Origin of the sequence: Prosthecobacter sp. (assembly GCF_044232965.1) — a bacterium.
Taxonomy (GTDB): Bacteria; Verrucomicrobiota; Verrucomicrobiia; order Verrucomicrobiales; family Verrucomicrobiaceae; genus Prosthecobacter.
The window spans coordinates 14431-27433 of record NZ_JBIIKX010000076.1 but is presented as its reverse complement, the minus strand read 5'-3'; the positions used below and the strand labels follow the sequence as shown (position 1 = coordinate 27433).

At 59.3% G+C, this 13003-nt stretch carries 9 protein-coding genes; 7 read left to right on the top strand and 2 right to left on the bottom strand.

The features are described from left to right. The 4 genes from ACILSI_RS22545 to ACILSI_RS22530 all read left to right on the top strand — a co-directional run. On the top strand, positions 1-1221 hold a 1221-nt coding region (locus ACILSI_RS22545; RefSeq protein ID WP_395724175.1), incomplete at its 5' end, for a phosphate ABC transporter substrate-binding protein. Next, positions 1218-2750 (top strand): hypothetical protein, encoded by a 1533-nt coding sequence (locus ACILSI_RS22540; RefSeq protein ID WP_395724174.1) that lies wholly within the window; start codon positions 1218-1220, stop codon positions 2748-2750. The genes ACILSI_RS22545 and ACILSI_RS22540, both read left to right, overlap by 4 nt. A gap of 69 nt (positions 2751-2819) precedes the next feature. Next, the gene (locus tag ACILSI_RS22535) at positions 2820-4331 is read left to right on the top strand and encodes a hypothetical protein (RefSeq protein WP_395724173.1); all 1512 of its coding nucleotides are present in this window, start codon (positions 2820-2822) and stop codon (positions 4329-4331) included. 5 nt (positions 4332-4336) lie between these two features. Beyond that, positions 4337-6640, top strand: coding sequence for an aminotransferase class III-fold pyridoxal phosphate-dependent enzyme (locus tag ACILSI_RS22530; RefSeq protein WP_395724172.1), 2304 nt, complete (start codon positions 4337-4339; stop codon positions 6638-6640). A 4-nt stretch (positions 6641-6644) separates the two neighbouring features. On the opposite strand, the gene ACILSI_RS22525 is transcribed toward ACILSI_RS22530, so the two are convergent. Further along, the gene (locus ACILSI_RS22525; RefSeq protein WP_395724171.1) at positions 6645-8132 is read right to left on the bottom strand and encodes a sodium:solute symporter family transporter; all 1488 of its coding nucleotides are present in this window, start codon (positions 8130-8132) and stop codon (positions 6645-6647) included. A gap of 129 nt (positions 8133-8261) precedes the next feature. Between ACILSI_RS22525 and ACILSI_RS22520 the strand changes: the two genes are divergently transcribed. Genes ACILSI_RS22520 through ACILSI_RS22510 form a run of 3 tightly spaced genes read left to right on the top strand, consistent with a single transcriptional unit; the run spans position 8262 to position 10262 of the window. Next, a complete protein-coding gene (locus ACILSI_RS22520) occupies positions 8262-8771 on the top strand; it encodes a hypothetical protein (protein ID WP_395724170.1) in 510 nt (169 codons plus the stop codon). Continuing rightward, the gene (locus ACILSI_RS22515) at positions 8768-9322 is read left to right on the top strand and encodes a hypothetical protein (RefSeq protein WP_395724169.1); all 555 of its coding nucleotides are present in this window, start codon (positions 8768-8770) and stop codon (positions 9320-9322) included. The genes ACILSI_RS22520 and ACILSI_RS22515 overlap by 4 nt, the downstream gene beginning before the upstream one ends. Beyond that, positions 9279-10262, top strand: coding sequence for a Kelch repeat-containing protein (locus ACILSI_RS22510; RefSeq protein ID WP_395724168.1), 984 nt, complete (start codon positions 9279-9281; stop codon positions 10260-10262). Before ACILSI_RS22515 ends, ACILSI_RS22510 begins: the two co-directional genes overlap by 44 nt. Before the next feature lie 2 nt (positions 10263-10264). On the opposite strand, the gene ACILSI_RS22505 is transcribed toward ACILSI_RS22510, so the two are convergent. After that, positions 10265-12979 carry a DUF1592 domain-containing protein gene (locus ACILSI_RS22505; RefSeq protein WP_395724167.1) on the bottom strand — a complete coding sequence of 905 codons (2715 nt, stop codon included), beginning with the start codon at positions 12977-12979 and terminating at the stop codon, positions 10265-10267. Positions 12980-13003 lie beyond the last annotated feature (24 nt).

The following is a 13003-nucleotide window of genomic DNA, read 5'->3' as shown; positions in this document are numbered from 1 at the left end:
TCGCGGAGGCATGGCGGCGGGTATTACAAGACGAGTTTGGATGATGCACGGCGTGCGGTGGAGCAGGCGAAAGCAGCGGGCGCGAAGTTTGAAATGAAGGCGCTCTACTGGATGCAAGGCGAGGGCAATGGCGGGCCGACGGGCGGCATCGTTCCGACGCGCTGGGATGCGGAGATTCCGCGCGCGGACGGGCTGGCGTGGTATCGCGATCAACTCATGGCGTATCGCAAACAGTGGTCGGCGGGCCTTTGCGCGATCACGGGACAGCGTGGCGAGCTGCCGATGTTCACTTATCAAACGCTCGGCCCGGCGGGCGATGCGCAGCTCATGGCGGCGGATGCAGATGATTCCATCTACCTTGTGGGGCCGCACTACGCAGTGCCGAGCGCGATCAACAGTGTCTATCCACCCGATCGTCACGGCGATGCGATCCATCTCTCCGCCGATGGTGAACGCTGGTGGGGTGAGCAGGTGGGCAAGGTGATGCACCGCGTGCTGCATCAAGGCGAGGACTGGCAGCCGCTGCGTCCACGCCAAGCCAAGCTCGATGAATCGCGTGATGGACTCGTGATCGAGTTCACCGTACCGCGTCCGCCGCTGGTGATCGACACGGGCTTTCTAGCACGGCAGGAGATTGCGACTCAAGGCGGCTTCACGTCGCTCGCTGGATTCCAAGTGCGCGGTGGTGGTGGCCAAACGCTTACGCTGAGCTCCGTCGAGGTCGTTTCACCCACATGTGTGCGTATCCGCTTTACCAAAGCGTTGCCAGCGGGCGAAAAGTGCCGCGTGAACTACGGCCATCCGTTTTCATCGGCACTCGGAACGATTGCCGCGATCCAAAAGAGCGCAGGTGGCGATGAGGAGATCGTGCTCACGCGGAATTTTGCCGAGGTGCTGAAGCCGCTGACTGATGAAGGTGCCTTCCTCGTGACGAACATCTCCGGCACAAACACTCGCGTGCCGATCCGTAGCGTGCGTGAAGACAACGGAGTCACCCTGCTGCGCTACGAGCCGCGTGAGCTGCGCAACGCCACACCTTTTGCCATCGGGCAGCCGGTGGTGGCGCAGCGGTCGTTTAGCTATGGCAATCTGCGTGACTCTGATCCTGAGCGCTCGGTTCACACTTTTGGCGATGCCGACTATGGCACACGGGTGGGGCAGGCGTATCCATTGTGGAATTGGTGTGTGTTGTTCTCTGACTTCGACGTTGAGGCACAATGATGCGATTCTTGCTGCCGATCATCGTTTGGGCCACGTCTGCGTGGAGTGCGGAGCTGTTTGATGAGACAAAGGCTGTGACATTGTTCGCCTTCGACAACGTCGCCATCCCGCACACGCAGAACTTGAAGCTCGAAATGCGGCAACCTGTGCGACATCCGGCGAACCCGGTGGTGAAGCGTGGCGAGCCAGGCACACCGGATGCACATGGCGTGCAGTTTTATGGCTCCATCATCAAGGACAACGGCAAATACCGGATGTGGTATGTGGCTTTTGATGACGCGGGGAAGGGCGCGGTGGCCTCGGAACGCTGGCGCGCGGCGTATGCAGAGAGTACGGATGGTGTGACGTGGATGAAGCCGGAGCTGGGGCTTGTCGAGTTTCGTGGGAGCAAGAAGAACAACCTCGTGGACGTGGGCGGAGCGTGGGGCTTTGTGAACTTGAAGGTGATCAAGGACGAATCCGATCCCGATGCCTCGCGGCGCTACAAGATGGTCACGCATGTTTATTTCCGGCACCAGACGCGTCTTGGCACACTGCTGCCGTTTGTGAGCGCGGACGGGCTGACGTGGCGGCCGGTGAAAGACGTAAAGCCGGTGAAGGGCGAGCTGCGGAAGCAGGATCTGCTCGTGCCGGGCTTTCATCTGGAACCGGCCTGCGGGCTGTATCAGTGGGATGGGCAGTATTTCCTGACAGCGCAGAATGCGATGCCGCACACGCATCACTACCAAGGTCGTGTAGTGCGGCTGCACCGGAGTGCGGATTTTGTGAACTGGTCGGCGACGAGCACGCTGGGCTTTGTGCGCACACCGCAGCATGAGTATCTCGGTGCGGGACGGAGTCGCGAGGGAGAGCAGAATCACGAGGGCATCGCGGTGTGGAGTCGCGGGAATGTTTTGCTCGGTGTGTATGGCCGCTGGCACGGTGCGGCAGAGTGCAAGGTTGTGACGGTGGACCTCGGCTTTGTGCTGAGCAATGACGGGCACAACTTCCGCGAGCCAAAGCATGAGTGGACCCTGCTGGAGCGTGGCAAGGATGGCGAGTGGGATCAAGGCGGTATCATCCAAGGCCAAGGCTTTGAGAACATCGGGGAGAAGACGTTTCTTTATTACGGAGCCTGGGATCCACGGGCAACAGGTGGGCCGGAAGTGCCTCGCGGAGGCGTTGGGATCGCTGCCTGGCCTCGAGATCGGATGGGTGACCTTGTTTTCGATGCGAGTGGCGAAGGGCCGGGAGACTATCAGATGCCGAAAGTGATGGCCGAACTGGTCACGGCGGCCGTTTCGAGGCCGAAGGTCGGCTTTTTCGTGAATGTGGATGGTTTGAGCGAGGAGGCCGTTTTGCGTTTGGAAGTGCTTGATCAAATTGAACGGCCCCTCCCTGGATACAGCGCGGTTGTTCGGCAAAGTGGTTTTCAAACACCGGTTGAATTCAAGAGCGACGCGAAGCTCCCGGAGCGTGTGAGACTGCGAATCGTGTTTGATGGCCCGAAGCGTTCGGACATTCGCCTGAGCACGATCTATGTGAGATAGCGGACTGGTCCGCCTAGTGAACCAGAAACTTGTGCTGGTAGCCCCATGAGCGGAGATCAGAATCAGCACATGAAATCCAGTGTTTGCCTCCTGATTTGTCTCGCGCTCCAATGTCACGCCGCCGAGCAGGTGTTCTTTGCCTTTGATGATCACAACATCGCGTGGCAGCACAATCTGAAGCTTACGCTGGAGACGGCGCAGAAGCATCCAGCAAACCCGGTGCTACGGAGCGGAGCGCCCGGCTCGCCTGATGCAGGCCATGCCATCCTCTACGGCACCGTTTTGAAGCAGGGCGACACCTTCCGCATGTGGTATCTCGGCATGCATGAGGCGGAGATCGTCAAAGGCCAGGCCCCCGGCTGGTGGCGGCCCATGTGCTACGCCGAAAGCAAGGATGGCGTGACGTGGACGAAGCCGGAACTGGGCCTCGTGGACTTTAATGGCAGCACGAAGAACAACATCTGCCTGATCGAGGGCGATCCGCATTCGATGACACGCGTGAATGACTTTCTTTCTGTGCTTTACGAGCCCAATGAGCCTGATCCGGCGAAGCGATACAAGTGTGCTTACATCGCGCACATTCCGATTGAGGACGTTAAAGGTGGTCGCAGCAAGATCGGGCCGAATGAGAAGCGCTGGGGTTCCTTTGTGACCGCAACGAGTGCGGATGGGCTGAAGTGGAAGTGCGTCGGAGATCGCCCGGCGAACGCGGGCGGTGAGCGCTTCGAGGTCAGCGGGTTGTATCGCTTCGGAGATTTTTACTATGCCACCGGCCAGCTTCTCAGCCCGTGGTCCTGGCGGCCTGATGGCAGCGAAATCGGCCGAGATATGCTCGCGTATCGCTCGCCAGATTTTGTTAGCTGGTCGAAGGCGAAGGCGATGTCTTATGCACGCCCGGGCCAGCTTTCCAATCCACCAGTTAAGGGACAGCAGATGCACATGGGCGCAGGCTTGTGGAATCGAGGCAACGTCATGGTCGGCCTGCACGGCATGTGGCAGGACGCGGAGCAACCGCCGCCGAAAGGGGCAAGCTGGAATCTCGGCGTGCGTGTTGATCTCGGCCTCATGATCAGCAATGACGGCGTGCATTTCCGTGAGCCAGTGCCGGGCTTCCAGATCATCCCGCGCGGCAAGGAAGGCGAGTGGGACGACGTGGCGATCCTGCAAGGCCATGCCTTTGTGAACGAAGGCGATCAAACCATGATCTGGTATTCGCACTGGGACACCGGCGGCGTGCTCGAAGACATGGACATCGGCCTCGCGACGCTTCGGCGGGATGGATTTGGTTCGCTGTCCCGCAAGGTGGCGGAGGAAGAAGGGCACTTCATCACGAGCACGTTTGAGGCGAAGAAGATCGCGTTGAATGTCGATGGCATTACACCGGATGCACCGCTTACGATTCAGCTCCTTGACCATCTTGACCATGTCCTTGACGGCTACGAGGCAAAGATCACCACGAATGGCGTGCGTGTGCCCCTTACCTTCTCGAAACCTCTGCCCACAGGCAAGACGACTGCTCTGCGCGTGAACTATCCCGCGAACAGCTCCGCCAAGATCTACGCCATCTATCTCAACGACTGATTCTCATGTCTCTTCACCTCGTCACCGAACTGACCGACACTGACCGCAAGCTGCTGCATCGCGCCATCGACGGCTTTGTGCCCGCGAAGGTCTTCGATGCGCACACGCATCTGTTTCACAGCCGCAACTTCGCGGAGGGAAAGCGGCCGGTGTTTCTCGATGAGGATCGCGGCTACGGCATGGCGGACTTTCAGGTGGCGATGAAGCTGTGGATGCCGGGCCGTGAGGTGGAGGGACTGTTCTTTGGCTATCCGAGTGCAGGCAATGATCGAGTCGGTGAGAATTCATGGGTCCAGTCGCAGATTGATGTGACGACGAATTCGCGCGCACTAGTACTGGCGGCACCGACGGACGATGAGGCGGAAGTTCGACGCTTGATGAGCACGGGTGTGTTTGTGGGCATCAAACCGTATCGCCTGTATGCGGATGTGCCGGACACGAAGGAGGCGGAGATCGAGTCCTTCGCGCCGGAGTGGATGTGGGAGATCTGCCACGATCACGACGGGATCATGGTGCTGCACATCATGCTGGCCGATGGCATCACCGATTCCCGCAATGTGGAGGCGATTCAGCGTCTGTGCCGCCGCTACCCTCGCTGTAAACTGATCCTGGCGCATGTGGCGCGGTCTTTTAATTACCGTCATGCCCGAGAAGGCCTGCATCACCTCGCCGATCTCGACAACGTGGTCGTGGATACCTCGGCGGTGACTCAAGCAGGCGCGTTTCGCGCAGCGATTGAAATCTTGGGGCCACAACGTGTGCTTTGGGGCAGCGATTACATGGTCAGCGAGCTGCGTGGTTCCTGCATCACGCAGGGTGATGGCTTCACTTGGATTCATCCCGAGATCACCGGAGATAAACTGACGATCTTTGGCCAATACACGACTGTGGGTATCGAATCTCTGCTCTGTTTGCGAGAAGCCTGCGAGGACACCGGCATGACGCAGGATGACTTGGAGGACATCTTCCGCGAGAATGCGCTGCGATTGCTCAAACCAGCTTCTGAGGTCAAAGCCGGGCCGAAACTCTGGGAAGAAGCGAAGACAAAAATCTCCTGCGGCACGGGACTGCTTTCGAAGCGGGCGCATCTCTTCGATCCGCAATCATGGCCGTCGTATTTCTCGCGAGCGAAAGGCGCGAGCATTTGGGATCTGGATGGCACTCGCTACACCGACTTCACCGGCGGTGTCGGCGCCATTTTGCTCGGCCATGCGGATGATGAGGTGAACGCGGCGGTGAAGCGTCGCGTGAATCTCGGCAGCTATGCAACGCTAGCATCGCCGGATGAGGTGAAACTCGCCGATGTGCTGCTCGATCTGCATCCCTGGGCTGGCAAGGTCCGCTATGCCCGTGGTGGTGGCGAGGCGCTCGGGCTCGCGGTGCGTATTGCGCGTGCGGCGACGGGCAAGAGCGGCATCGCGTTCTGCGGTTACCATGGCTGGAGCGATTGGTATCTCGCTGCGAACCTCGGCGATGATGCAGCGCTCGACGGTCACCTGTTGCCGGGCCTGCAACCGCTCGGCGTGCCACGCGAGCTGGCGGGCACGGCGGTGCCGTTTCGCTACAATGATCCTGATTCCTTCCGCGCCGCGTTGCAGAAGCTCGATGGCAAACTCGCTGCCGTGGTGATGGAGCCGATGCGCAGCGAGTTCCCACGCGATGGTTTCATGCAAAACGTGATTGACGCCTGCCATGCTGCTAGCGCTGTGTTTGTGCTCGATGAGGTGACGAGTGGCTGGCGTTTCGGCTTCCCCGGTGCCGCGCCAGTGCTCGGCATCGAGCCAGACCTCGCCGTTTATGCAAAGGCGATGTCGAACGGCTATCCCGCCGGGGCGATCATCGGCAAAAATGAGGTCATGGATGCCTCGAACAGCAGTTTCATCTCCAGCAGCTACTGGACCGACGGCGTGGGCACGGCTGCCTCATTGGCCTGCATTGGCAAAATGCGGCGAGAGGGCGTGCAGCAGCATGTGTGGACGCTCGGCGAGCGCTTGCAGGCCGGTTTGCGCGAAGTGGCTGCGAGACACCCGACGCTGCAACTCAAGATAGGCGGCATGCCTTGTTCCCCTTCACTCGGCTTTGCCGATCCGGCGGCTAAGGTGCTCATGATCCGCCACATGCTCCAGCGCGGTTATCTGATGTCGAGCCAGCTTTATGTGACGTGGTCGCACACAGATGAACTGATCACTGGAATGCTCGTGGCGCTGGATGAGTCGCTCGATCTCGTGTCAAAGACGCAGGAACGCGGTGAGTTGAAAAGCGAGGCGGATGTCGAGATCGCTCAGCAGGGATTTGCCAGGCTGGTTTGAGTGATCATGGCTGCTTGGCTGGCGCTGCTTTCGACGTCAGCAGACCGACTCCCATCGTGATGATGCAACCGAAGAGGCTGAACCAGATGAATGAGACGATGGGCGCAGGCTTCACGGCGGTGAAGAAACTGTTCTGATAAAGGTAGATGCTCAGCAGTCCGATAAAGCCAGCGAGGCAGCCAAGAAGGGCCCCTCGGGTGTCGGCACGAGTGGTGAACATGCCGAGGAAGAACAGACCCAGCAGCGGTCCGCCAATGAGGCCGATGACGGTGTTGACCGACTCGACGAGATTTCCCGGCATGACGGAGACGGCGAAAGCGAGCGCCATGACTAGAATACCATAGCCAACGGTGATCCAGCGCGCATTGCCGACCTGCTGGGCTTGCGTGCCTTCGGGCGCTTTGGACAGGCGTTGTTTGAAATCGACCACCGTGGCGGAGGCGAGTGAATTGAGCCCGGCGGAGATCGTGGACATGCTGGCGGCGTAGATGGCGGCGATGAGGAGACCGGGAAGTCCGGCCGGAAGCTGGGTGACGACGAAATATGGCAGGATTTGATCCTCTTTGGCGATCAAACCGGCGGCAAGCGGGTCGCCATGAATCTTGTAGAAGGCGTAGAGCACGAGGCCGGTGCCGTAGAAGAGCACGAGGACGGGCAGCACAAACCAGAGTTTGATCCAAAGCGAGCGCTGGGCCTCCTTCAAACTGCCTGCGCTGAGATAGCGCTGCACGGAGACCTGATCCGTGGCCATTTGCACCAGGTGCAGGAACGCGCCAGCGAGAAGCAGGGACCAGATGTTGACGCGCTCGGCGATGCTGAAGGAAAAGCTGATGTCCATGCGGCCATCCGTCACCGCCGTGTCCCACACGCCCCCGAGGCCGCCGGGAATCTTCCCCAGCGCCACCATGACGATCAGGAGCTGGCCGCCGAAGAGGACCATGAGCTGCATCACGTCCGTCCAGATCACCGCCCGCATGCCGCCGAGCGCGGTGTAGAGCGTGGTGAGCGTGCCCGAGGCGATAATCGTGATCCACAAAGGAATGCCGGTGACTTTTTCCAAGGCGAGCGCAGGTGCGTAAGTCGCAGCCGCCAGCCAGAGCGCCACGCGGAAGATGAAGAGACCGGAGGCGAGCAAACGCACGGGGAGGGCGAAGCGCTCTTCAAGAAACTGATACGCGGTGAAGAAACGCGACTGGTAAAACTTCGGCAGCATCCAGATCGCCGTGAAGGGGGTGGCGATGAAGAAGGCCAGTACGACGTAGGCGAATCCAAACCCGTTCTTGTACACATCCGCCGGTCCTGCGAGGTAGCTGATGCCGGAGAACAATGCGGCCAGGATCGACATGGCGACCAGGATGCTGTTCATGCCACGCCCGGCGAGAAAGTAATCCCCCAGCGATTTGGCCCCTCGGGCTGAAAACAGGCCCACACCGACCGAGGCTGTGAGGTAAACGCCGAAAATCGTGTAATCGAGCCAGGAGAAATGGGTCATGGGACGGAAGGATAGAGAAAAGAACAACGTGTCCGCAATGCCGCATTTCCTGGTTTCTTTGTGTTTCCAGAGGATTGGAGGAAATGACGGAAAGTTTTCTGCCACCTGCCACGACTGATCAAGCGAACGATGGCCTCCCCCATTCCAGTCTCACTGCCTTATGCCGACACGAAGCCGGTGGGCCATGCGGATTTCTATTTTGCGGTCAACGCGACCTTCCGTTTCATCCAGAGGCATCATGGGGAAGGGGCTTTGAGGAAGTACTGGCAGGACATCGGACAGTCTTACTACCAGCCGGTGTCCAAGCGCTGGAGCGAACTCGGATTCGCGGGTGTGGCGGAGTATTGGCGGGCTTTTTTCGCGGCGGAACCCGGCGGGGAAGTCGAGGTGAGTGAAGCACAGGACGAGGTGCGGCTTGAAGTGAAAACGTGCCCTGCCATCCACCATCTGCGCGACCATGGCCGCGAGATCGTGCCGAATTTCTGCCAGCATTGCTTTTTTGTGAACGAGGCCATCGCCGGGCCGGCGGGAATGACGGTGCGCGTCTGCGGCGGCAACGGAAGCTGCACACAACGCTTCATAAAGGCGACGGCGAACCTGTCGTCGCAGAACCTGGAGGACATCGCCACGGCATCATGATCGGCTGCTACGATTTCTGCGGACACTACGAGTGGACGTTTGAGTGGCTGAACCAGCTCGGCGGTCACGCTTTGGTGCGAGCCTACTGGGACGAGGCGATTCATCAGGATTCGCAGACGCATGCCTCGAAGCTGATCCGCGAGAAGGGCTTTGAGGGCATGAAAGAATACTGGGGGCCGACGTTGGCGGACGAGGGTGCCGTTTACGAGCGTACGGTGACGGACGACGTGTTCCGTATCGACATGCATGAGTGTCCATCGAAGGGATTTCTGCTGCGCAACAGCCTCGATCAATACAAGGACTACTGCGACCATTGCATGGGCTGGATTGGGCCGTTGATGAAGGGGTCGGGTTTCGTCATTGATCATGAGCACAACCACTGCGGCCAGTGCTGGTGGGAGATGCGGCGAAAAGATGACGCGACGCCTGCGAGCACCGCTGGTGAGCTCAGCGGCGCGAGTGATGTGCGTCTTCGCCCCGGATGGAAATCTCCTCACACCGACCACTATGAGCGCTCCACTGATCCTGATGACAAAACGGCTGTTTCTTAGCCTTGTGCTGGCTTGCAGCAGCGGCGCCGCTGAATGGGAGGCGCTGCCAGTCTTGCCCGCGCCCAATGGCGGCGGGTTGTGCGGTGTTGTGGGGAATAAAATTGTGGTCGTGGGGGGCACCAACTGGGAAGGCGGCACCAAAAACTGGCTGCGTACGGTTCATGAGTTTGATCCGGCCACCCAACGATGGTCGTTGGTGAAGGAGCTGGAGGAAGGACCGGTGGCGTATGGGGTGGGATTGCAGGACGGTGGTGCGTTTAGCATTCTAGGCGGCAGTGATGGCAAACAAGCTGTGAAAGCCATCGCCAAGATTGAGGGGACGAAGACAAAACTCCAAGCGGTGCCGGAGCTGCCTGCGTCGGTTGTCTTGGCCGCAGGTGGTGTTGTGGATGGAACATTCATTGTTGCAGGCGGAACCGATGATGCGGCCAACGTGGCCGGTGTGCGGAGGACAACGCACATAGTGACTTCCTCCGAAGGGAACTGGCGGGTGCGTCGGCTGGCAGATTTCCCCGGCAAGGCTTTTATCTCAGCCGCCGCCGCTGTGGCTGGAAATGAACTGTTTGTTTTCGGCGGCTTGAACTGGGATGAAGCCGCCCAGGCCATTCAGAACACTTCTGCGGCTCATGCCTTTTCTCCTGGCGGAAACACCTGGCGGACTCTGAAGCCACTGGGGGTGGCCGTGCGTGGTTTGACCGCGGTGGCCTTGGATGGTAGGCACATTTATCTGGCAGGAGGCTACACCGACAACTTTAGTTCGGAGGCTTTCATTTATGACGTGCAGTCAAACAACTATCGCCCGGCCAAACCACTGCCGTATGCGGCAATGGTGGCCTTGGTGAAGTGCGAGGACTTCATTTATTGCCTCGGTGGCGAGGACAAAAAGCAGTCGCGCACGGATAAGTTCTTCCGCGTTCCGGTGTCGGAGCTTTTGAAGTGATCTTACTGCGCTTCTTTTGGTGTCACGCGCATCTTCTGGAACGGCACGCTTTCACAGACAGCCAGGATGAGATCCTGAAAACGGTATCCGGTTGCCTTGGCCTTGCGCACGATTTCTTCCACCGTGGGTTTGTCTGAGTATTCGATTCCGCGGCCCAGCGCGTAGGTAAGCAGGTTCTCGGCGAGGTTTTTGACAAACTGGTCCCCCATGTCGCGCACGAGCAAGGTGCGCAGTTCGGCGAGGTTCTGGAAGGTCTGGCCACGCACGAGGCTTCCTGAGGCGTCAATAGGCAGCTTCTTCTCCTGGTCGCGCCAGCGGCCTATGGCGTCGTAGTTTTCAAAGGCAAACCCCATGGGATCAAGAAACGCATGGCATCCGGCGCATGAGGCGTTGCTGCGATGTTCGGCAAACTGCTGGCGCAGTGTCAGGTTCGAAGAACGAGCCTTCTTTTCATCCAGAGGGGGAACGCCGCCGGGAGCGGGCGGTGGCGGCGTGCCGAGGATGTTTTCAAGCAGATACTTGCCGCGTTTCACCGGCGAGGTTCGTGTGGGGGTCGAGGTCAGTGTCAGAATGCTGCCGTGGGTGAGAATGCCGCCGCGTGGCGTGCCTTGCAGCGAGACTTTTTGATACTTGTCCCCCTTCACACCTTCGATGCCGTAATAGCGGGCAAGCTTGTCGTTCAGGAAGGTGTAGTCGGCGTTGAGGAACTCGATGACACTGCGGTTTTCACGCAGGATGTGATCCACAAAAGTCTGCGACTCCTTTTTCATCGCATACGCGATGCCTCCCTTCCAATCTGGAAATGCCCGTTCGTTGGGTGAGGCCAGGTCGATGTCTCGCAATTGCAGCCACTGGCCGGCAAAGTCCTCGGTGAGACTCCAGCCGCGCCAGTCACCGATCATGCGTTTCACTTCGGCAGCGAGGCTTTTGCGCAGTTCACCCTTGGCGGCGAGTTGCAGCAGACGGTCATCCGGAGGCGCGGACCAGAGGAAGAAGGAAAGGCGTGAGGCAAGACTGAACTCATCCACGAGGGCGATGCCATGTACTGTGTCCCCCACAGGCCGCGGTTCACCACGATAAAGAAACGATGGGGAAACCAGCATGCCCCGCAGCACATACTCCAGCGCCTCGGCGGCAGGGAGACCCTCTTTAGACGCCAGGGAGGCAAAGCCCTGCCACTTGGCTTTCTCTTCATCGCCGATCGGGCGGCGGAACAGGCGGGTGCCGAGCTTTTCCACCAGCGCAGACATATTGGCGGATGTGATGCCGCCTTCCGTGTCGACCGGTCCTTCGATGGTGAGCTGATGCAGCCAGAAATTGCGGTCCTGGCGTGTTTTTTCATCGTAGAAGTCGTTCAGGAACCACACCTGGATTTCGTGTTTGCCTGCGGGCAGGTCGGCTTCAGCTTTAAACCACTGAGGTGCCTGGTCTTTGGCCGTGATGGAAAATGACCCCGCGTTTTTTCCGGCGAGACGCACGTCAAACTTCGCCGGTTCACCGCCAGCCTGCTGCGCGCCTGCTTTGATGATGAGTCGATACTTGCCCGGCTTCTCGATAGTGACGGGATGCTTCACATAGCCGCTGCTAGGCAGAAAGATGGCTCCTGTGTCGCGGCTGGACTCCCCTTCGCCACGTTCGAAATCTTCACCGCTGAGCTTCATGGCGGGAAGCCCGGCTGGCTTGCCTTCCAGCAGCCACTGCACGAGGCGTGAACCACGGGGAGGCAATAAACCGTCGGGGCCTTCGATTTCGATTTTTTCGAGAGCTAGATTGCGATCCCGCTTCTCAGGGTCGGGATTCTGCGGGTCGCTGAAGTCGTTCAAAAACCGCACCACGACTTTGTGCTCGCCGCCTTTGAGCGCCACTTCCTGACGGATCGTCTGCCAGGGACCTTTGTCCCCATGATAACGGGCGGTCACATCAAAGGTGCCGAGTTCCTTGTCATCGACACGCAAGGCCACTTTGGCGGCGTCTGGCCCAGCCTGCGTGGCGGACACGCGAAACTTCAGCTCGTAGGTGCCTGTGGCGGGCGCGGTGAACTTGGTGGCTGCGTCGGCGTTGCTGTGGAACCAGCGAATGCCCTCCCACTCCTTGGTTTCGCCCTTCTGGTTCCAGAACTTTTTCGCGCCGAGCTCGAGATCGACACGTTCGACATCCGAAGTGTCCATGGCCTTTTCAGCCACGACCTTGGCCGCTCGGAGGTATTTTTCCATCAGCAGCGGTGAGATGGTGAGCACGTCGCCGATGTTGTCGTAGCCGTAGCCGGTGTCATCCGGCGGAAACTCGTTGGCAGGGCGCATGTCCACCATGAGCGCGTCACGGATGGTGTTGTTGTATTCTGTGCGGTTCAGCCGGCGGTAGGTGATGTGGCCAGGGTCGATCTTTTGCGGATCGAACCAGAACACGGTGTTGTCGATCCAGGCGACGATTTCATCTCGCTCAGGGAGGGAGGGTTTGTCCTTTTTCTCCGGTGGCATCACATGGGTGACGAGTTGCTGGCGTGCATGATCCCACAAAACCTTGTCAGCGATCAGTTTGGAATACTCGGGGTATTCATCGAGCGCGAAGTCGCCTTTGTCCGTTCCGTCGCCATGGCAGTCATAGCAGAATTTTTGCAGCAACGGCAGGATGCGCTGGTTGTAGGCGTCCTGACCGCGTTCAGCGGCGGTGAGCAGGGACGGCAGGGCGATGCACGCGAATGTGAGGCGTCGGAGCATGAAAAAGCGGGTTTTGGGGGCTTG

Excerpts from the sequence above, each read along its gene's own strand:
- ACILSI_RS22540 (WP_395724174.1), top strand. The coding sequence starts at position 1,218 with ATGATGCGATTCTTGCTGCCGATCATCGTTTGGGCCACGTCTGCGTGG.
- ACILSI_RS22535 (WP_395724173.1), top strand. The coding sequence starts at position 2,820 with ATGAAATCCAGTGTTTGCCTCCTGATTTGTCTCGCGCTCCAATGTCAC.
- ACILSI_RS22530 (WP_395724172.1), top strand. The coding sequence starts at position 4,337 with ATGTCTCTTCACCTCGTCACCGAACTGACCGACACTGACCGCAAGCTG.
- ACILSI_RS22525 (WP_395724171.1), bottom strand. The coding sequence starts at position 8,132 with ATGACCCATTTCTCCTGGCTCGATTACACGATTTTCGGCGTTTACCTC.
- ACILSI_RS22520 (WP_395724170.1), top strand. The coding sequence starts at position 8,262 with ATGGCCTCCCCCATTCCAGTCTCACTGCCTTATGCCGACACGAAGCCG.
- ACILSI_RS22515 (WP_395724169.1), top strand. The coding sequence starts at position 8,768 with ATGATCGGCTGCTACGATTTCTGCGGACACTACGAGTGGACGTTTGAG.
- ACILSI_RS22510 (WP_395724168.1), top strand. The coding sequence starts at position 9,279 with ATGAGCGCTCCACTGATCCTGATGACAAAACGGCTGTTTCTTAGCCTT.
- ACILSI_RS22505 (WP_395724167.1), bottom strand. The coding sequence starts at position 12,979 with ATGCTCCGACGCCTCACATTCGCGTGCATCGCCCTGCCGTCCCTGCTC.